General features: G+C 71.2%; 18 protein-coding genes and 2 tRNA genes. 13 read left to right on the top strand and 7 right to left on the bottom strand.

Annotated elements, in window-relative coordinates; translation table 11 throughout:
- The first annotated feature begins 4 nt into the window (after positions 1–4).
- The 10 genes from gyrA (at position 5) to N542_RS0109530 (ending at position 7964) form a co-directional block, all read left to right on the top strand.
- Positions 5–2644: a DNA gyrase subunit A gene (gyrA, locus tag N542_RS0109575; protein WP_231482613.1), complete on the top strand. Its 2640-nt coding sequence runs from the start codon at positions 5–7 to the stop codon at positions 2642–2644.
- Entirely contained in the window at positions 2644–3246 is a 603-nt protein-coding gene (locus N542_RS0109570) for a DUF3566 domain-containing protein (RefSeq protein WP_028643729.1), read from the top strand. Before gyrA ends, N542_RS0109570 begins: the two co-directional genes overlap by 1 nt.
- 71 nt (positions 3247–3317) lie before the next feature.
- Positions 3318–3394: transfer RNA gene (locus N542_RS0109565), tRNA-Ile, on the top strand.
- Between the two features lie 35 nt (positions 3395–3429).
- Positions 3430–3555, top strand: coding sequence for a DLW-39 family protein (locus N542_RS28080; RefSeq protein ID WP_231482581.1), 126 nt, complete (start codon positions 3430–3432; stop codon positions 3553–3555).
- Between the two features lie 24 nt (positions 3556–3579).
- Positions 3580–3655: transfer RNA gene (locus N542_RS0109555), tRNA-Ala, on the top strand.
- 197 nt (positions 3656–3852) lie between these two features.
- Positions 3853–4869 (top strand): hypothetical protein, encoded by a 1017-nt coding sequence (locus N542_RS0109550; RefSeq protein ID WP_028643728.1) that lies wholly within the window; start codon positions 3853–3855, stop codon positions 4867–4869.
- Positions 4870–4957: 88 nt separating this feature from the next.
- Complete coding sequence (locus tag N542_RS0109545; protein WP_028643727.1) at positions 4958–5710, top strand: SURF1 family protein; 753 nt, start codon at positions 4958–4960, stop codon at positions 5708–5710.
- 9 nt (positions 5711–5719) lie between these two features.
- Positions 5720–6064, top strand: a complete 345-nt coding sequence (locus N542_RS0109540; protein ID WP_036507441.1) for a DUF3817 domain-containing protein — start codon at positions 5720–5722, stop codon at positions 6062–6064.
- Positions 6061–6927: a patatin-like phospholipase family protein gene (locus N542_RS0109535; RefSeq protein ID WP_028643725.1), complete on the top strand. Its 867-nt coding sequence runs from the start codon at positions 6061–6063 to the stop codon at positions 6925–6927. Before N542_RS0109540 ends, N542_RS0109535 begins: the two co-directional genes overlap by 4 nt.
- Positions 6924–7964: a 1-acyl-sn-glycerol-3-phosphate acyltransferase gene (locus N542_RS0109530; protein ID WP_028643724.1), complete on the top strand. Its 1041-nt coding sequence runs from the start codon at positions 6924–6926 to the stop codon at positions 7962–7964. Before N542_RS0109535 ends, N542_RS0109530 begins: the two co-directional genes overlap by 4 nt.
- A gap of 96 nt (positions 7965–8060) precedes the next feature.
- Here N542_RS0109530 and N542_RS27855 read toward each other — a convergent pair whose 3' ends face one another.
- Positions 8061–8690 (bottom strand): hypothetical protein, encoded by a 630-nt coding sequence (locus tag N542_RS27855; RefSeq protein WP_051551566.1) that lies wholly within the window; start codon positions 8688–8690, stop codon positions 8061–8063.
- A gap of 160 nt (positions 8691–8850) precedes the next feature.
- On the opposite strand from N542_RS27855, the gene N542_RS0109520 reads away from it, so the two are divergent.
- Together N542_RS0109520 and N542_RS0109515 are read left to right on the top strand one after the other, a co-directional pair.
- Positions 8851–9363, top strand: coding sequence for a peptidylprolyl isomerase (locus tag N542_RS0109520; protein WP_028643723.1), 513 nt, complete (start codon positions 8851–8853; stop codon positions 9361–9363).
- Between the two features lie 13 nt (positions 9364–9376).
- Positions 9377–10291: a rhomboid family intramembrane serine protease gene (locus tag N542_RS0109515; protein ID WP_028643722.1), complete on the top strand. Its 915-nt coding sequence runs from the start codon at positions 9377–9379 to the stop codon at positions 10289–10291.
- Between the two features lie 241 nt (positions 10292–10532).
- Here N542_RS0109515 and N542_RS0109510 read toward each other — a convergent pair whose 3' ends face one another.
- A complete protein-coding gene (locus tag N542_RS0109510) occupies positions 10533–10988 on the bottom strand; it encodes a cell division protein CrgA (protein WP_028643721.1) in 456 nt (151 codons plus the stop codon).
- A 116-nt stretch (positions 10989–11104) separates the two neighbouring features.
- Between N542_RS0109510 and N542_RS0109505 the strand changes: the two genes are divergently transcribed.
- On the top strand, positions 11105–11881 hold the full coding sequence (locus tag N542_RS0109505) for a DUF881 domain-containing protein (RefSeq protein WP_028643720.1): 777 nt from the start codon (positions 11105–11107) through the stop codon (positions 11879–11881).
- Here the strand turns inward: N542_RS0109505 and pknB are convergent.
- The 5 genes from pknB to N542_RS0109480 are packed head-to-tail and all read right to left on the bottom strand — an operon-like array spanning position 11878 to position 19310.
- Positions 11878–13632, bottom strand: a complete 1755-nt coding sequence (gene pknB / locus N542_RS24170) for a Stk1 family PASTA domain-containing Ser/Thr kinase (protein ID WP_036507189.1) — start codon at positions 13630–13632, stop codon at positions 11878–11880. The two genes, N542_RS0109505 and pknB, sit on opposite strands and share 4 nt — an antisense overlap.
- Positions 13633–13646: 14 nt before the next feature.
- Positions 13647–15101 carry a serine/threonine-protein kinase gene (locus tag N542_RS26585; RefSeq protein ID WP_051551565.1) on the bottom strand — a complete coding sequence of 485 codons (1455 nt, stop codon included), beginning with the start codon at positions 15099–15101 and terminating at the stop codon, positions 13647–13649.
- The gene (locus N542_RS0109490) at positions 15098–16570 is read right to left on the bottom strand and encodes a peptidoglycan D,D-transpeptidase FtsI family protein (protein ID WP_028643719.1); all 1473 of its coding nucleotides are present in this window, start codon (positions 16568–16570) and stop codon (positions 15098–15100) included. The genes N542_RS26585 and N542_RS0109490 overlap by 4 nt, the downstream gene beginning before the upstream one ends.
- The gene (locus tag N542_RS0109485) at positions 16570–17988 is read right to left on the bottom strand and encodes an FtsW/RodA/SpoVE family cell cycle protein (protein WP_028643718.1); all 1419 of its coding nucleotides are present in this window, start codon (positions 17986–17988) and stop codon (positions 16570–16572) included. The genes N542_RS0109490 and N542_RS0109485 overlap by 1 nt, the downstream gene beginning before the upstream one ends.
- On the bottom strand, positions 17988–19310 hold the full coding sequence (locus N542_RS0109480) for a PP2C family protein-serine/threonine phosphatase (protein WP_028643717.1): 1323 nt from the start codon (positions 19308–19310) through the stop codon (positions 17988–17990). Before N542_RS0109480 ends, N542_RS0109485 begins: the two co-directional genes overlap by 1 nt.
- Positions 19311–19312 lie beyond the last annotated feature (2 nt).

Raw genomic sequence — 19312 nt, 5'->3', positions numbered from 1 at the left:
CTCCATGCAGCGCGCCTACATCGACTACGCGATGGCCGTCATCGTCGGGCGCGCGCTGCCCGACGTGCGCGACGGTCTGAAGCCGGTGCACCGCCGGGTGCTCTACGCGATGTACGACGGCGGCTACCGCCCCGACCGCGGCTTCTCGAAGTGCTCGCGCGTCGTCGGCGACGTCATGGGTCAGTACCACCCGCACGGCGACACCGCGATCTACGACACCCTGGTGCGCCTCGCGCAGCCGTGGGTGATGCGCGCGCCGCTGATCAACGGCCAGGGCAACTTCGGCTCGCCGGGCAACGACTCCGCCGCCGCCATGCGGTACACCGAGTGCCGGATGGCGCCGCTGGCCATGGAGATGGTCCGCGACATCAACGAGGAGACCGTCGACTTCCAGCCCAACTACGACGGTCGCTCCGAGGAGCCCGTCGTGCTGCCGGCGCGGTTCCCCAACCTGCTGGTCAACGGCTCGGCCGGCATCGCGGTCGGCATGGCCACCAGCATCCCGCCGCACAACCTGGTCGAGGTCGCGGCCGGTGCCACCTGGGCGCTCGAGCACCCCGACGCGACCCGCGAGGAGCTCCAGGAGGCGCTGCTCGAGCGGATCAAGGGTCCCGACTTCCCCAACGGTGCGCTGATCGTCGGCCACCAGGGCATCGAGCAGGCCTACCGCACCGGGCGCGGGTCCATCACCCAGCGTGCGGTGATCGAGGTCGACGAGGACGCGCGCGGTCGCACCTGCCTGGTGATCACCGAGCTGCCGTACATGGTCAACCCGGACAACCTCGCGCTGAAGATCGCCGAGCTCGCCGACAGCGGCAAGGTGCAGGGCATCGCCGACGTCCGCGACGACACCTCCGACCGCACCGGTCAGCGCCTGGTGATCGTGCTCAAGCGCGACGCCGTCGCGCGGGTGGTGCTCAACAACCTGCTCAAGCACACCGAGCTGCAGACCAACTTCAGCGCCAACATGCTCGCGCTGGTCGACGGCGTGCCGCGCACGCTGTCGATCGACCAGTTCATCAGCAACTGGGTCACGCACCAGATCGAGGTCATCCGCCGGCGTACGGAGTACCGGCTGCGCAAGGCCGAGGAGCGCGCCCACATCCTGCGCGGCCTCGCCAAGGCCCTCGACCAGCTCGACGAGGTGATCGCCCTGATCCGTCGGTCGCCCGACGTGGCCGAGGCCCGCGAGGGCCTGATCGGGCTGCTCGACATCGACGAGATCCAGGCGACCGCGATCCTCGACATGCAGCTGCGCCAGCTGGCGGCCCTGCAGCGTCAGAAGATCATCGACGAGCTCGCCGAGATCGAGCTGGTCATCGCGGACTTCCTCGACATCCTGGCCAACGTCTCGCGGCAGCGACAGATCGTCGTCGACGAGCTCGGCGAGATCGTGGACAAGTACGGCAACGAGCGGCGTACCCAGATCATCGCAGCCGACGGCGACCTCTCGATGGAGGACCTGATCCCCGACGAGGAGCTGGTCGTCTCGATCACCCGCGGCGGCTACGCCAAGCGCACCCAGCGGCACGCGTACCGGATCCAGAAGCGCGGCGGCAAGGGCGTGCGCGGCGCGACGCTGCGCGGCGACGACGTCGTCGAGCACTTCATCGCCACCACCAACCACCACTGGCTGCTCTTCTTCACCACAGCCGGCCGGGTCTACCGCACCAAGGCCTACAACCTGCCCGAGGCGTCGCGCGACGCGAAGGGCGGCCACGTAGCGGGTCTGCTGAGCTTCCAGCCGGACGAGAACATCGCTCAGGTGCTGGCGATCCGCGACTACGAGCAGGCGCCGTACCTGGTGCTCGCCACGCGCAACGGGCTGGTCAAGAAGACCCGCCTCGGCGACTACAACAGCCCGCGTCAGGCCGGCGTCATCGCGATCAACTTCCGCGAGGACGACGACGAGCTGATCGGCGCCGAGCTGGTCAACGCCGAGGACGACATCCTGCTCGTCTCCCGCAAGGGCCAGGCGATCCGCTTCGGCGCCGACGACAGCCAGCTGCGACCCATGGGTCGCGCCACCTCCGGCGTGACCGGCATGAAGTTCCGCACGGCGGCCGACTCGGTGCTGTCGATGTCGGTGATCCGCGCCGAGCAGGTCGCCGCGGAGGAAGCCGCCCAGGAGGCGACCGAGGCCGGCGAGGTCGCGGACGTCAAGGAGCAGTACGTCTTCACGATCACCGACGGCGGCTTCGCCAAGCGCAGCCGGATCTCGGAGTACCGCACCACCAACCGCGGTGGCCTCGGCATCAAGGCGATGGCGCTTGCCAACGAGGACCGCGGTCAGCTGGTCGGCGCCTTCATCGTCGAGGAGGGTGACGAGGTCATGTCGATCACCCAGAACGGCCAGGTCGTGCGCAGCCCGATCAACGCCGACTTCCGGCCGACCGGACGCTCGACGATGGGCGTCAAGTTCGTCGGGCCGAAGTCCGGTGACTCGGTGGCCGTGGTGGCCCGCTCCGTGGAGTCCCGCGAGGACGAGGAGGCCGAGTCCGAGGACCTGGTCGACGGCGGGCAGGGCGCTGGTGAATCGTCCGATGCCGGCGTGGGTGCAACAATCGGGGGAACAGTGGACGAGACCGCGTCCGACTCCGCTGACGCATCCGGACCCGACACTGACGGGGAGAGTGAGGTCTGATGACCGACCGTTCCGCCGAGCGCACCGCCGAGCGCACGGCCACGCGCAAGCCCACCGGCCGTCCCGCCACCGAGCGGCCGGCCCAGGACTCCGTGACCGACACCGCCACCCGGCCCGGGCTCGGTGAGCGGATCACGTCCACGGTCGGCAAGGCCACCGACGAGCACCGCGCCAACGCGGACCCGCGCTCCAAGGCGGCCGCCAAGAAGGCCTCCCCCAACCGGAAGCCGCCGCGGCGCGCCCGACTGCGGCTGACGCGGATCGACCCGTGGTCGGTCATGAAGACGTCGTTCCTGCTGGCGATCGCCTTCGGCGTGGTCACGGTCGTGTCGGTCTTCATCATCTGGTCGGTGCTCTCCGCGGCCGGCGTGTGGACCTCGATCAACCAGACCGTGCAGGACGTCGTCGGAGGCCAGGACGCCGCCGACTTCGACGTCGAGAAGTACGTCGGGATCTCCCGCGTCATGGGATTCACGATGCTGGTCGCGGTCGTCGACGTCATCCTGATCACCGCCATCGCGACCCTCGGCGCCTTCCTCTACAACATGGCGGCGGCACTTCTGGGCGGGGTGGAGCTCACCCTCGCCGAGGACCAGCGCTGACGGAGTACCCCCAGCTCCCCCGCCGTTTTGTCGGGGGCTCCGAGGGTGGGGTAATGTCCCCTCTCGGTCCGGGGCCTATAGCTCAGACGGTTAGAGCGCTTCCCTGATAAGGAAGAGGTCAGAGGTTCAAGTCCTCTTAGGCCCACCATCCCGGTCACACCACCCAGCTCCGCGGGAGTCACCATGAAGAAGATCCTGCTCCTCGCGATCGCTGCCGGCGCAGCCGTCGTGGTCAAGAAGAAGCTCGACGAGGGCAAGCACGAGCAGGCTCTCTGGGCCGAGGCGACGGACAGCGTCACCCGCTCCTGATCTGCTGCTCGATCAGCTCCACCGGGGGCCTTGGCGCAATTGGTAGCGCACCTGCTTTGCAAGCAGGGGGTTAGGGGTTCGAGTCCCCTAGGCTCCACCACCTGAGACCGCAGGAGATCCTGCGGTCTTTTCTCATGTGACGGGCCGCGACGTTCGTCCGCGTGGGGCCCGCTGGTGCTCGCGGTCGGCGATCACAGGACTAGTCCAGCGCCACGGCCCCGCGCAATCCGCTCCGCGGGTGGCGGGAGTTCGGTTCAATCGGTGCGCCAGATTCGTGTCTGCACCCTAGGAGCACATGTGCGTACCCCCCTGTCCCGACTGATCGGCCTCGCTGCCGCCGCCACTCTGATCGCCGCCCCGCTCGTCGTCACCGGACCGGCCCACGCCGACCCCGACGGCCTCGGCACGGCCACCATCGACATCTCGGACGACCTCGGCACCCCGGTGAAGGGAATGGTGCAGCTCGTCCCCGTCAACGGCGACGCCCCGATCTCGATGGTCCCGGATGTCGGGGGCACGCTCCAGTCGTCGTACACCGCGACCGACGTCCCGGTCGGCGACTACGCGCTGATGGTCTTCGGCGGGTGGCCGCTCTTCACGTGCGTGGGCGTCACGCCGTGCGGCCTGGACGCCATCGGGGGGCTCGGCGGTCCGGTGGTGCCGACCTTCACGAAGGCGATCACGGTCACCGACGAGGGCCCGGCCGCGACGTACACGGTCGTCACGGCGACCCCGAAGCTCGCGGGCGCTGCCCGCGTCGGCGAGACGCTGGTCGTCACCTCGGCGGCGACGTTCGGCGAGGTGCTCGGCGACCTGGTCGGGGACTTCATCGCCCCCAAGGTGGTCTGGAAGCGCGGCGGCACCGTCATCGCCACCGCGAAGGGCACGCAGTACACGCTGGGCCGTCGTGACGTGGGCGCCAAGATCAGCGCGACCATCAGCTACCCCGGCATCCTCAAGTTGCTGACGGCGGCTCTCGCCGGCGGTGCCGACCTCGCACCCGGACCGGTCACCAAGACCAGCGCCACGGTCGCCAAGAACAAGTCGACGACCTCGGTCAAGGTGAGCGGCGGGCTGGCCCTGGTGCGGGTCAAGGGTCCCGTCGACGAGGTCACCGGATGGGCGCAGGTGTCGGTCTCCGGTCAGGGCTCGGTCTGGGCACGCGTCGAGGACGGCTTCGTCCCGGTCAGGCTCCCGGCCCTCAAGCCCGGCAAGCGCAAGGTGAGCGTCGCCTACCAGGGCAACGGCGAGCTCTCCGGCTCCAAGGCCTCGACCGTCGTCAAGGTCAAGAAGCCCAAGAAGAGCCGCAGCTGAGCCACGCGGGCCGCCCACCACGCCGATGCCGGCCGAGGTGGGCGGCCCTGCTCGTCGGCCACGACGCCCGCTCCGTACGCTGGAGCGCGTGCCCAGCCCGCTCGCCCCTCGCTACTGGGGCGCGCACCTGCTGGCCGTCGTGCTCGTCGCGGCCGCCGTCGGGCTCGGGGTCTGGCAGTACGACGCGTGGCAGGCGCACCGCGACGCCGAGGCGGACGACCTGACGCACGCCCGGCCGGTCCCGCTCACCGACGTGATCGGCCCGGACGACCCCTTCCCGGGCACCAAGGTCGGGCAGCCGGTCACCGTCAGCGGGACGTGGGTGCCGGGCGGCACGGTCTACGTGTCGGGCCGGGTCCAGGACGGCGCGAAGGGCTACTGGGTCGTCACCCCGCTGACCGTCGACGACGCGGACGGCTCGGCCCTGCCGATCGTGCGCGGCTGGGTCGCCGACCCGGCCCAGGCGCCGGCGGCCCCCAGCGGCCCGACCAGCCTCGACGCGTGGCTGCAGCCCCCCGAGGGCACCGGCGAGGTCGACCGGGACCCCACCGACGACGTACTTCCTCAGCTCCGGATCGCGGACCTCATCCAGCACGTCGACCAGGACCTCTACGGCGCGTACGGCGTCGCCACGGAGCCTGAGCCGGGGCTCGAGCGCGCGAGCGTCGACCAGCTGCCCGACGTCGGCACGTTCACGGGCATCCGCAACCTGCTCTACGCGATCGAGTGGTGGTTCTTCGGCCTCTTCGCCGCCTTCATCTGGTGGCGCTGGGTGACCGACACCGCAGCCGAGCGGCCGGTCGTCGAGGACGCCGCCGGCTCGCCCCCGCGCGATCCGTAGGCTGTGCCCGTGAAGCTGTTCAACGCCTACCGCGTGCTGGCCCTCGTCGTGGGCGTGCTGCTCGCCTTCTGCGCCCTGGTGGCCATGCCCCTGAAGTACCTCGCCGCGGAGGGCAGCAGCCTCCAGCAGTTCGGCGAGACGGCGAGCATCATGTGGCTCTTCCACGGCTGGCTCTTCATGGTGTACGTCGTGGTGGCGTTCCTCCTGGCCCGTCGGGCCCGCTGGTCGATCCCGTTCACCCTGCTGATGCTGATCGCCGGCCTGGTGCCGCTGCTGATCTTCTGGGTCGAGCACCGCGTGACGCAGAAGGTGCGCGCCGAGAACCCCGAGCTCGTGGCACCCTCGACGGTGTGAGCCAGCCCGCGACCACCGCGACCACCGCCTTCGTCCTCGGTGGCGGCGGCGTGCTCGGCGCGGTCGAGGTCGGGATGCTGCGGGCGCTCTTCGAGCGCGGCATCACCCCCGACCTGGTGCTCGGCACCAGCATCGGCGCGCTCAACGGCGCGATGGTCGCCCGGGACCCGGACGCCTCGGTCATCCCGAAGCTGACCGCGCTCTGGCAGAGCGCCGGCTCCGGCGCCGAGGTGTACGGCGACAGCCCGCTGCGCACCGTACGCCGGGCCGTCTCGACGGGCACCCACCTCTGGTCGTCGGCGCCGCTGAAGCAGGCACTGGTCGACGAGTTCGGCGACCTGACCTTCGAGGAGCTCCCGGTCCGGTTCCAGGTCTGCGCCGCCAGCATCGAGCGGGCCGCCGAGCACTGGTTCGACTCCGGCCCGGTCGTCGACGCGGTGGTCGCGAGCGCCGCCGTGCCCGGCCTGCTGCCTCCGGCGAAGGTGGGCGACGAGCACTACCTCGACGGCGGCATCGTGAACTCGATCCCGCTGGGGCGAGCCGTCCAGCTCGGGGCGTCGCGGGTGTTCGTCCTGCAGGTGGGTCGGATCGACCGACCGCTGACGGTCCCCCGGCGTCCGTGGGAGGTGGCCCGGGTGTCCTTCGAGATCGCGCGGCGGCACCGCTTCAACCGGGAGCTCGCCGAGCTGCCCGCCAGCGTGGAGGCGCACGTCCTGCCGGCGCGGGGCACGTCGGGCAAGGACGACAGCGTGCTCGGCACCCGCGACTTCTCCGGCGTGCAGGAGCGCATCGACCTGACCTACGAGGCGACTGTGGCGTACCTCGATGAGCATCTCGGGCCGGTGCCAGCGAGCGACCCGTGACCTGGGTCCTGCGGCGCTGCGTGATCGCGCCGCTGGTGGTGGCCCTGGCGGGGCTCGCCTGGTTCACGCTCCCGCTGTGGCTGCTCGGCGCGGCCGTGATCTCGCCGATCGTGCCCGGGTGGCTGCGGCCGCTGCGCCTCTTCTGGGTGATGGTCGTCTACCTCACCTGCGAGGCGCTGCTGCTGGTGGTGATGCTGGGGCTGTGGATGGCGTCCGGCTTCGGGTGGCGGCTGCGCACGGCGTACTTCGAGGGCATCCATTACGACCTGGTGCAGGGCACCATGTGGATCTTCTTCCGCGAGGCCCGCCGGGTGCTGCGCCTGGAGATCGAGTCCGAGGGACCCGGCCCGCTCGAGCACCACGGCCGGCCGATCCTGGTGTGCTGCCGGCACGCCGGTCCGGGCGACTCGTTCGTGCTCATCCACACGCTGATGGCGTGGTACCACCGCGAGCCACGGGTCGTCCTCAAGGACACCCTGGCCTGGGACCCCGCGATCTCGGTGGTGCTCAACCGCATCCCGGCGCGCTTCATCACCCCGAACCCGGGACCGGACGAGGACCTCGAGTCGCAGATCGCGGACCTCGCGAGCGGGCTCGACGGCAACGACGCGTTCGTGATCTTCCCCGAGGGGGGCAACTTCACCCCGCGGCGCCGGCAGAAGGCGATCGACCGGCTGCGCAGGCTCGGGATGGAGCGGATGGCGCAGCGCGCGGAGCAGATGATCCACGTGCTCGCGCCCCGACCCGGCGGCTTCCTGGCGGCGCTGGACGCCGCGCCCGAGGCCGACGTCGTCCTGGTCGCCCACACCGGCCTGGACCACCTGGTCTCCGCGGCCGACATCTGGCGCGAGCTGCCGATGGACAAGCGGATCATCATGCGGTGGTGGCAGATCCCGCGGGCCGACATCCCGAGCGGGCGCGAGGAGCGGATCGAGTGGCTCTTCGGCTGGTGGGAGACGATCGACGCCTGGATCGCGGAGAACCGACCGGTGGAGATGCCGACCGGTCGGGCGCGGCTGCGCCAGCGGACCCGCTGAGGGTGCTCGAGCGGGCGGAGCGGGCCGCGCGGCGCAGGGACGGTGGCGCGACTGGCGCGCCGGTGCCCGCTGAGCCGCGCGGCTGCTCGAGCGGTCCTACTTGGTGGTGTCGTCCAGCGTGATGACGTCGGCCGGCTCGTCCGGCGTGGTCACGGCGTGCGGGGTCTCGACCTGGTCGGCGATCGCCTCGCCGGCGGTGGCGCCGGCCCCGTCGTCCTCGGTCACCGGAGCGGCCGCGTGGGTCGGCGCGGGCGCCGGGGTCGGCGTGTACGACGACTGCCAGTTGTCGCTCTCCTTGCCACCCTTGAGGCGGGTGACGACGAACGCCGCTGCGGCCGCGAGCCCGGTGAGGAGGAGCAGCTTCTTGAGCTTGCCGCCCTTCTTCTTCTTCGTCGGCTCGGCGACCTCGGCGACCTTGACGGCCGCGGCCTGGGAGGCCACGGCGGCCTTCTCGGCGGCGATGGCCGCGCCGGAGGCGATCTTGTCCGCCGCCACGGCTGCTCCTGCGGCGATGGCCGGTGCGGCCTTGGCGCGGGCGTCGGCGACGTACGGGGCCGCCTTGGTCTTGGCGTCGGCGACGTACGGCGCCGCCTTGGTCTTCGCGTCGGCCAGCGCCGGGCCGGCCTTCTCGATCGCCGTCGCGACGACGGACCCGACCTGGTCGTAGTACTCGCTCACCGTGTCACCGGCCTGGTCGAGGATCGACTTGTTCTTCCGCAGACCCATGGGGCTTCCTCTCGTCGTGTCCCTGGCTGGTTCGATCATGTCACCGGTGACCGAACCAGGGGGCCGGCCAGCGGGCGGGCTGCTTGTCGACCGTGCGAGGATCGGACCGCAACAGCACCGCGTACGTCCGTGGTGTACCCACCAAACGTGAGAGGCAGTCATGGCGGACCAGCAGGCCATCTTGAAGACCAACCGGGGCGACATCACGATCAACCTGTTCCCGAACCACGCCCCCCTGACGGTCGACAACTTCGTCGGGCTCGCCCAGGGCACCAAGGAGTACGACGCGGGCAACGGCAAGACGGGCCCGTTCTACGACGGCCTGGTCTTCCACCGCGTCATCGAGGGCTTCATGCTCCAGGGCGGCTGCCCGACCGGCACCGGCACCGGCGGCCCGGGCTACACCTTCAAGGACGAGCCGCACCCCGAGCTCACCTTCGACAAGCCCTACCTGCTCGCGATGGCCAACGCCGGCCCGGGCACCAACGGCTCGCAGTTCTTCATCACGGTCGCGCCGACGACGTGGCTGAACTTCAAGCACACGATCTTCGGCGAGGTGGCCGACCAGGCCTCGCGCGACGTCGTGGACGCGATCGGCGCCACCCCGACCGGCCCCGGCGACAAGCCGAAGGACCCGGTCGTCATCGAGACCGTCGAGATCGTCGGCGCCTGATCCACCACCACCGATGACCGATCATCCGGCCCCGGCCGGGGTGCCGACCTGCTATCGGCACCCCGGCCGCGAGTCGCACATCCGGTGCCAGCGCTGCGACCGGCCGATCTGCCCGGACTGCATGCGCGACGCGGCCGTGGGCTTCCAGTGCCCCCAGTGCGTCGCCGAGGGCGCGAAGTCGACCCGGGCCGGGCGGACGGCGTACGGCGGGCTGCGGCCCACCAACGCCTCGATCACCTCGGGGGTCCTGATCGGGATCAACGTCGCGGTCTGGGTCGCCCTCCTGGCGTCAGGCGGTGCTGGCAGCCGGTTGCTCGACCTCCTGGGCCTGCGGCCGAACGGCGTCTGCGACCTGCAGAACGGCTTCGTGCAGCTCCAAGGCGACGCGGCCAGCTGCACCGGGCAGTGGATGCCCGGCGTCTCGGACGGCGCCTGGTGGCAGCTCGTCACCGGCGGCTTCACCCACGTCACCATCACGCACATCGCGTTCAACATGCTCGCGCTGTGGATGATCGGTCCGCAGCTGGAGGTGGTGCTGGGCCGGGTGCGCTTCCTCGCGCTCTACCTGGTCTCGCTGCTGGTCGGCTCGGCCGTCGTGATGTGGGCGGCGGGCGAGTACCAGCTCACGATCGGCGCCTCCGGCGCGATCTACGGCCTCTTCGGGGCGCTGCTCGTCGTGGCGCACAAGGTCGGCGGCGACCTGCGGGCGCTGTGGGGCTTGATCGCCGTCAACGTGCTGATCACCTTCGCGGTGCCGAACATCTCCTGGCAGGGCCACCTCGGCGGCTTCGTCGGCGGCGTCCTGGTCGCCGGCATCCTCGTCTACGCCCCGCGCCAGCACCGGACGGCGTACCAGTCCGCCGGCCTGGTCGCCGTCACCGTGCTGACGCTGCTGGCGGTCGCCGTCCGCACCGCCGCGCTGGCCTGAGCCGTCGAGACACCCGAATGGGCGGTCGGACCCGCGTCCGAGCAGCCACTTCGGGGGTCTCGACGACCTCGCGCGGCCGAGCCCGAGTTCTCCACACCTGTGCACTCACCTGTGGAGAACTACACCCGTGTAGTTCCTCCACAACTGTGTGCACAGGTGTGGACAAATCAGCGACGCCGGCCGGTCCTCGCGGACCGACCGGCGTCGGGTGTGCAGTGGCGGGCGCAGTGGCGCGTGCGCGCTACTCCCAGCGGGTGGCGAAGGTGAAGCCGACGGCCATGAAGGCGATGCCGACGAAGAGGTTCTTCTGGCCCAGGTCATCGAAGACCGGGATGCTGCTGAGGTCGTTGCTGAAGACGTAGTACGTGCAGATCCACAGCAGGCCGACCAGGAAGCAGCCGAGCATGCCGACCACGACGCCGCGGCCGCGACCGAGCGGGGTGGAGGGGTGGGCCGAGACGATCAGACCCACCATCAGCAGCCCGAAGCCGATCAGGTAGTTCCAGTCGCCCAGGTCGCGCAGGAACGCCGGCGAGCCACCGGTCTTCGCCGGGACGGCCATCGGGTCGAAGGCGATGTAGTAGTACGCGATCCAGGCGATGCCGAGCACCATCAGGACCAGCGCGACGATGAATCGCGGCGACGCGACGGGTCCCCGCTCGGGGGCGAGGGGGTCCTTGGCCTTCAGCTTGGACACGGGTGCTCCTGGGTGGTTCGTGAGGTCGTGCGGGGCCCGGTCGGGGCGGACTCGTGACGCGGGCCATGCGGTCGTCCGTTCCCGGCTGGGACGGACTCCGGGATACCTTAGTCAACGTGAGCGCCGGATCCCACGCGAGGCCCACCGGGCCGAGCGGTCCGGGCAGCCGCCGACGCCTGTGGTGGCGCCTCGGCACGCCGCTCGTCGTGCTCGCCTGCGGCGGCCTCTTCGTGGTCAGCGCCAACAACAGCCAGGGCACCGACCTGCGGCCCGGGCGCTACACCGACCTGGCGTCGCTGGTCGACGACGAGGCGGACGGTTACGACGAGCTGCGCGACCGGGTTGCCTCGCTCAACGCCGAGGTCGACATGCTCAGCACCCGGGTCGGCGACGACGACGTACGCCGCTACCAGCGCCGGATCGCGCGGCTCGAGGACCCGGCCGGGCTCAGGCCGCGCACCGGGCAGGGCGTGAAGATCGTGCTCTCCGACGCTCCCGAGGACGTCATCAACTCGACGACCGGCAACGTGAACCCGCTGCTGGTGCACCAGCAGGACATCCAGGCCGTCGTCAACGCCCTGTGGAAGGGCGGCGCCACCGCGGTCACGATCCAGGGCCAGCGCATCGTGTCCACCACCGGCATCAAGTGCGAGGGCAACTCGGTGCAGCTCCAGGGCGTGCCCTACCCGCAGCCCTACGTCATCGAGGCCGTCGGCGACCAGAGCGCCCTGCTCGCTGCCGTCGACGGCGACGCCTACATCGGGGCCTACCGCGAGGACGCCGTCGACCCGGACATCTCGGTCGGCTGGGACCTCGAGCTCCAGAGCCTGGTCAAGGCCCCGGGGTACGACGGACTCCTCGACCTCAACTACGCGACCCCGCTGAACCCCTAGGGCCGGCGCCGACCCGCGGGCGGTGGGACCACCGGAGTCTCCGAGGGGTCCGGGCTCGGGGTGGCCGACGGGTCCGGCGTCGGGCTCGGGGTGTTCGACGGCGGCACGAAGCTGGACACCACGATCGTGACCGTCGAGCCCTGCGAGGGCGTGTCACCCGCACGAGGGCTCTGGTCGATCACGGTGCCGGCCGGCTTGGTGGTGTCGGACGACTGGATCACCCGCGGCTCGAAGCCGGCGTTGCGTACGGCGTTCTCCGCCTCCGCCTGCTGCTTGCCGACGAGGTTGGGGACCTTCTCGCGCCCGTCGGAGAAGTAGACGACGATCCGGGTGCCCTCGGCCACGGTGGTGCCCTGCGACGGCTCCGTCCGGGTCACGGTGTCCTTGTCCTCGTCGGACTCCTCCTTCTTGAGCTGGACGTCGAAGCCCTGGGAGACCAGCGCCGCCTCGGCGTCCTTCTTGTCCTGCCCGATCACGAACGGCACCTCCACCTGGGGCTTGCCCAGCGAGACGACGAGGTTCACCGCGGTGTCGGGGTCGAGGTACTGGTCGGGCTGCGGGTCCTGGCGGATCACCTTGCCGGAGGCGACCTCGCTGCTGGCCTCCCGGTCGATCGTGCCGACAGCGAGCCCGGCGTCGCCGATGAGCGTCCGCGCCTGCTTCTCGGTCTTGTTGATGACGTTGGGCGCCGGCACCTGCTCGGGCGCCTTCTCGAAGAGACGGGGGAGCAGGAACGCCCCGCCGGCGATCAGCACCACGAGCAGCAGCCCGAGGGCCACGATCAGACCGGTCCGGCTGCGCGGCTCGTCGTCGTACGCCGGCACCGCAGCCGTCACCGCGGTCGCGGGTGCGGCGACCGGGACGACGGGGCTGGGCTGCACGAGCGGCGCCTGCACCGGTCGCCCGGCGAGGTAGCGCTCGATGTCGCTGCGCATGGCCGCGGCGGACTGGTAGCGCTCGTCGAGGCGCTTGGCCAGCGCCTTCAGCACGATCGCGTCGATCTCGGGCGGGAGCTCGGTGTCGTGGTCGGAGGGAGGCACGGCGGGCTCGCGGACGTGCTGGTAGGCGACCGCGACCGGGCTGTCCCCGACGAAGGGCGGCCGGCCGGTCAGCAGCTCGTAGAGCAGGCAGCCGGCCGAGTAGACGTCGGAGCGGGAGTCGACGGTCTCGCCGCGCGCCTGCTCGGGGGAGAGGTACTGCGCCGTGCCGACCACGGCCGCGGTCTGCGTCATCGTGGAGGAGGCGTCGCTGATGGCGCGGGCGATGCCGAAGTCCATCACCTTCACGTCGCCGCTGGGCGTCAGCATCACGTTGCCGGGCTTGATGTCGCGGTGGATGATCCCCGCGCGGTGGCTGTAGTCGAGGGCGGAGAGCACACCGCTGGTGATCTCGAGGGCGCGCTCGGGCAGGATCTTGCGACCCTGGCGCAGGATGTCGCGCAGGGTCTGCCCGGCGACGAACTCCATCACGATGTAGGGCTGCGAGATCCCCGAGCCGTCGTCGGCCGGCTCCTCGCCGGTGTCGTAGACCGCCACGATCGCGGGGTGGTTGAGCGACGCGGCCGACTGCGCCTCGCGCCGGAAGCGCGCCTGGAACGTGGCGTCGCTGGCCAGGTCCGTGCGGAGCCGCTTGACCGCGACGACCCGCCCGAGCCGGGTGTCGATGCCCTTGCGGACCTCGGCCATGCCGCCACGGCCGAGCAGCTCGCCGAGCTCGTAGCGACCGCCGACGGTCGGCTGTTGGTTGTTCACGGGGTGACCATGCCTTAGCTGCTCGGGGAGGTGCTGTCGGAGGGGGTGTCGGCCGTCGTCTCGCTCGGGGTCTCGCTCGGGGTCTCCGACGGCGTGGGGTCCTCCGTCGGGTCCGCGGTCGGCGTCTCCGGCGGCAGCGGCCCCCAGAACGAGACCGTGACCGTGTCGCCCTGCTGCAGGGCACCGGTCGGGTTGACGCTGGTGACGTCGCCCTCGATCTCGTCGCCCGGGTTGTCGACCTGCCGGGTCTCCACCCGCAGTCCGAGGTCGGCCAGCTCGCGCTGGACGTCGCGCAACGGGCGGTCGAGGTAGTCGGACTCGTCGAGGCGGACGGTGGTGTCCTCCTCGGTGGCGCTCGTCGTCGGCTCGCTGGGCGACGAGGGCGCCGAGGACGACCGGGTCGGGGTCTGGCTGGTGTCGTCGCTGGGGGCGTCGTCACCGTCGCCCCGGGTCATCAGCAGCACGACGAGCACCACGATCGCCACCACGGCCAGCACGCCGAGCACCGGCCAGAGCCAGCGGTTGCCCTCGGGCTCGTCGTAGGCGACCGGGGTGGGGGCGGCCGGTGGTGGGACTGGCGCGATCACCTGCGTCGAGGCGACGGGCGGGGCCACCACCTGGGTGGCCGCGGTCGCCGGGCTGCGCAGGGCGGCGGCGAAGGCGTCACCGTCGACGAACCGCTCGGCCGGGTCCTTGGCCAGGCCCCGTCGTACGACGGCCGCGAGGTCGGCGGGCACCGACGCGGGCAGCGCGGGCACCGGCTCGCGCAGGTGCGCCAGCGCGGTCGCGACGGCGGTCTCGGCGACGAACGGGCGTCGGCCGACCAGGCACTCGTAGGCCACGACGGCGAGGGAGTAGACGTCGGAGGCCGGGGTCGCGGTGAGGCCCTGCGCCTGCTCGGGGGAGAGGTACTGCGGGGTGCCCATCACCTCGCCGGTGCCGGTCAGGCCGATGCCCTCGACCGCGCGGGCGATGCCGAAGTCGGTGACCTTGATCTGGCGGTTGGGCGTGACCAGCAGGTTGGCCGGCTTCACGTCACGGTGCACGATGCCGGCCTCGTGGGCGGCGCCGAGCCCGTCGGCGGCCTGGGCGAGCAGCTCGCGGGTGGCCAGCGGGTCCAGGGGCACGTCGGGCCGCAGCAGCGCCGACAGCGGCTGGCCGTCGACGAGCTCCATGACCAGGTAGGGCCGGCGCGAGCGCGACCCGTCGGTCATCATCGCCTCGCCGACGTCGAAGACCGTGGCGATGTTGGGGTGGTGCAGCGACGCGGCGTGCTGGGCCTCGGACTCGAAGCGCACCCGGAAGGTCGCGTTGTCGGCGTACTCGGCCTTGAGCAGCTTCACGGCCACCGCGCGGTCCAGGAGCGTGTCGGTCGCACGCCAGACCTCGCCCATGCCGCCGGTGGCGATCCGTGCATCGAGGCGGTAGCGCCGGGAGTCGTCCGCGAACCCGTGGGGTGTCTGGCTCACTTGATCACCGCTTCCATGACGGACTTGGCAATGGGGCCGCCGAGCAGGCCGCCGGCGACCTCGTCGCGCGGGATGTCGGCGTTCTGGATCATCACGGCCACGGCGACCTCGGGGTTGTCCGCCGGCGCGAACGAGATGAACCACGCGTACGGCGAGGTGTCGTCGGTGCCGGTCTGCGCCGTCCCGGTCTTGCCCGCGACCGAGATGCCCGGGATGGCGGCCGGCGAGGCGGTGCCCTCGTCGACGGTGGAGACCATCAGCTTGGTCACCTCGCTGGCCGTCTTCGCCGAGATCGCCTGGGAGAACTTCTCCGGGTCGGTCTTGCTGAGCACGTTGAGGTCGGCCGACTGCTCCTCGTCGACGAGGTAGGGCTTCATCACCGAGCCGGCGTTGGCGATCCCGGCGGAGACCATCGCCATCTGCAGCGGGGTCGCCGACACGTCGAACTGGCCGAAGCCGGTCTGGCCCAGCTGCGCCTTGTCGAGCTCCTCGGGGAAGACCGAGAGCGCCTGCGGCGACAGGTCGTCGAAGTAGTGCTGGTTGAAGCCGAAGGCCTCGGCGGTCTTGGCCATGTCCTCGGCGCCGACCTGCTCTGCGATCTGGGCGTAGGCGGTGTTGCAGGACTGCTCCATCGCCTGGCGGAACGGGATCTTGGACCCGTTGGCGCCGCAGTTGCGGCCCTCGTTGTCGATCTCGCCGGTCGGCCCGCTGGTCAGCGGCAGCTGGTAGGTGACGCCACCGGGCACCTTCGAGTCGGCGTCGTAGAGGCCCTTCTCGATCGCGGCGGCCGAGGTCACGACCTTGAACGTCGAGCCCGGGGGCAGCCGGGTCTGGATGGCACGGTTGAGCAGCGGCTCGGTGGGGTCCTCGTTGAGCTGCTGGGCCTTCCTGGCCACCGACGCCAGGTCGTGCGAGGCCAGGTCGTTGGGGTCGTACGTCGGCAGCGACACCATCGCCAGCACCTTGCCGGTGGCCGGCTCGATCGCCACGACGGAGCCCTGCACGTCCTTGCCCAGTCCCTTGAGCCCGTCGTACGCCGCCCGCTGCGCCTTGGCGTCGATGGTCAGGGTGACGTTGCCGCCCTGCGGCGGCTCGCTGCTGAGCAGGTCGACGAAGTTCTTGACGAAGAGCCGCGGGTCGTCGCCGGAGAGCACGGAGTTGCGGGAGCGCTCGATGGCGGTCGCGCCATAGTAGGAGAAGTAGCCGGTGATCGGCGCGAACTCCCTCGGCTTGGGGTAGGTGCGCTGGAACTTGTACTGGTCGTCGGACTTCACGCTCTCGGCGACCGGGTTGCGCCCGACCAGGATCGCGCCGCGCTCCTGGGAGTACGCCGCCACCTGCACCCGCCGGTTGAGCGGGTTGTCGTTGAGCGCCCCCGCCTTCCAGTACTGCAGGTAGGTCGCGTTGATCATCAGCGCCAGGAAGAGCACCAGGCAGAAGATCGAGACGGTGCGGATCGGCTTGTTCATCAGCTCGACGCCCCCAGCCGGACCACCTGGGTGTCGTCGGAGCTGATGGCGGTCGTGTCGTCGGAGATCGACGGCAGCGGGCGCCGGGCCTGGTCGGAGATGCGGAGCAGCAGCGCGATGATCACCCAGTTCGCGACGAGGGAGGAGCCGCCGTACGACAGGAACGGCGTGGTCAGACCGGTGAGCGGGATCAGCCCGGTGACGCCGCCGACGACGACGAAGACCTGCAGCGCGATGGCGGTGCCGAGGCCGGTGGCGACCAGCTTGCCGAAGGCGTCGCGGCAGATCAGGGCGGTGCGCAGCGCGCGCTCGACGATCAGGCCGTACATCATCAGCACCGCCATCACCGCGGTCAGCCCGAGCTCCTCGCCGATGGAGGAGAGGATGAAGTCGGAGTTGGCGTACGGCACCCGGTTCGGGTCGCCGTCGCCGAAGCCGCGACCGATCAGACCGCCCCAGCCCATGCCGAACTTGGCCTCGACGGGCTGGAAGCTCTTGCCGCCCTGCTCGGCGGTGTAGAAGTCGAACGGGTGCTGCCAGATGTCGAAGCGGATCCGCACGTGGCCGAAGAGGACGTAGGCCAGGGTCGCGCCGCCGACGAACATCAGGCCGCCGACGACCAGCCACCCGGGTCGCTCGGTGGCGACGTAGAGCATGATCAGGAAGAGCCCGAAGAAGAGCAGGCTGGAGCCGAGGTCGTGCTGGAAGACCAGGATGCCCAGGCTGACCAGCCACATCGCCAGGATCGGGCCGAGGTCGCGGCCGCGGGGCAGGTCGACGAAGAGCACCCGACGACCGGCGAGCGCGAGCGCGTCGCGGTGCAGCACCAGGTAGCCGGCGAACGCGATGACGAGCAGCAGCTTGGCGAGCTCGCCGGGTTGGAAGCTGAACGGGCCGAGGTGGATCCAGATGCGCGCGCCGTTGATGGTGCGTCCGATGCCCGGCAGCATCGGGAGCAGCAGCAGCACGATGGCGGCCAGGCCGCTGGTGTAGGTGAAGCGCTGGAGCAGGCGGTGGTCGCGGATCGCCAGCAGGGTGACCAGGAAGAGCCCCACGCCGAGGGTCATCCAGATCAGCTGCTGCTGGGCGAAGCCGTCCGCGTCCCCGGCCGCCTCCTTGGCGAGGTCGATGCGGTGGATCACCGCGAGGCCGAGCCCGTTGAGGGCCGCGACGACCGGGAGCAGCACCGGGTCGGCGTACGGCGCGACGAGGCGGATCACGACGTGGGCGCCGATGATGAGCCCGACCAGCCAGCCGCCGTATCCGAGGATGTCGGGCGGCACCTCACCCTGGACGCCGACCCCGACCGCGGCGTACGCGCCGATGCCGACGATGAGCGCGAGGACGAGCAGGAAGAGCTCCGCGCCCCGCCGGCGGCGGTGCACGAACCCCATGATCGTGGAGGACGGGGCGGCCATCAGCCGCTCGCCCCGGAGTCGGCGACCTCGGGCTCCTGGTTCTCCGCCAGGTTCTGCACGGTGCGCTGGGCGTCGTCGAGGTCGTCGGCCTCGATGCCGTCCTCGACCTTGCCGGCGTCGAAGTCGGACAGCCGGTCCAGCTGCACGTCGGTGGTCTGGTAGGCCTCGGAGAGGTCCAGGCCGCCGATGGAGCCGTTGAGGCCGCGGAAGATCACGACCGTGCCGTCCTGCTGGCCCACGTAGTACTGGTGCTGCGACCACGACCAGATCGCGGCGACCGCGAGCCAGCCGAGGCCGACCACGACGGCGAGCGCGAAGAGACGCTTGGCCCAGGCGTAGCGGCGCGGCGGACGCGGGGCGTAGCGGACCGCCTCGGGGTCGGCGTCGATGGCGTCGTACGGCGCGTCGTCGGGCAGGTCGGACGGCACCGGGTCGAGCTCACCGGTGTCGCCGGAGCGGTGGCCGCGGAAGAGCCCCCCGCTGCGCCCGCGCTGCTGGCGGCGCTCGGCGGCGGCTCCGACGACCAGGGCCTCCGGGCCGCCCTCGGTGGAGTCCTGCGCGGCCTCGCGGAGGTCGGCGACGATGCAGGTGACGTTGTCGGTGCTGCCGGCCTCGAGGCTCGCGCGGACCAGCTCGACGGCGGCGTACTCCGGGCTGCCGCTCGAGAGGATGTCGGCCATCCGGCCGTCCTCGAGCACGCCGCAGGCGCCGTCGCTGCAGACCAGGAGGCGGTCGCCCGGCTCGAGGTCGACGACGAAGAGGTCGGGGTCGCTGTCGCTGACCGCGTCGATGGCCCGCATGATCAGGTTGCGGTGCGGGTGGACGCGGGCCTCGGCCTCGGTGATCCGGCCCTCGTCGATCAGGGTCTGCACGAACGTGTGGTCGAGGGTCAGCTGCCGGATCGCGCCGGCGCGGTAGAGGTAGGCGCGGCTGTCGCCGACGTGGCCGACGCCGACGCGGGTGCCGTCGAAGGTGAGCACGGTCGCCGTCGTGCTGGTGCCGTTGAGCGCCGGGTCCTCGTCGACGAGCTCGACCAGGCGGTCGTGGGCGCGGTGGATGGCGCCCGCGGTCCGGGCGAGGAGCTCCTCGGCCGAGTCGCTGGTCGGCGGCTGGTCGAGCCGGCGCAGCTGGCCGATCGCGGTCGAGGAGGCGATGTCGCCCCGGGCCGCGCCGCCGACGCCGTCGCAGACCGCGAGCAGCCAGGGGCCGGCGTACCCGGAGTCCTGGTTGTCGCGTCGCACCCGCCCCACGTCGGAGACGGCGCCGTAGTCGAGCCGGAGGCGCAGCTGCGTGGCGGGTGCCTCGGTCGGCTGGTCGGACATCG

The organism is Nocardioides sp. URHA0020 (assembly GCF_000620705.1).
Taxonomy (GTDB): Bacteria; Actinomycetota; Actinomycetes; order Propionibacteriales; family Nocardioidaceae; genus Nocardioides.
The sequence above is the reverse complement of the archived record's forward strand: the minus strand, read 5'-3'. Positions and strand labels throughout refer to the sequence as shown.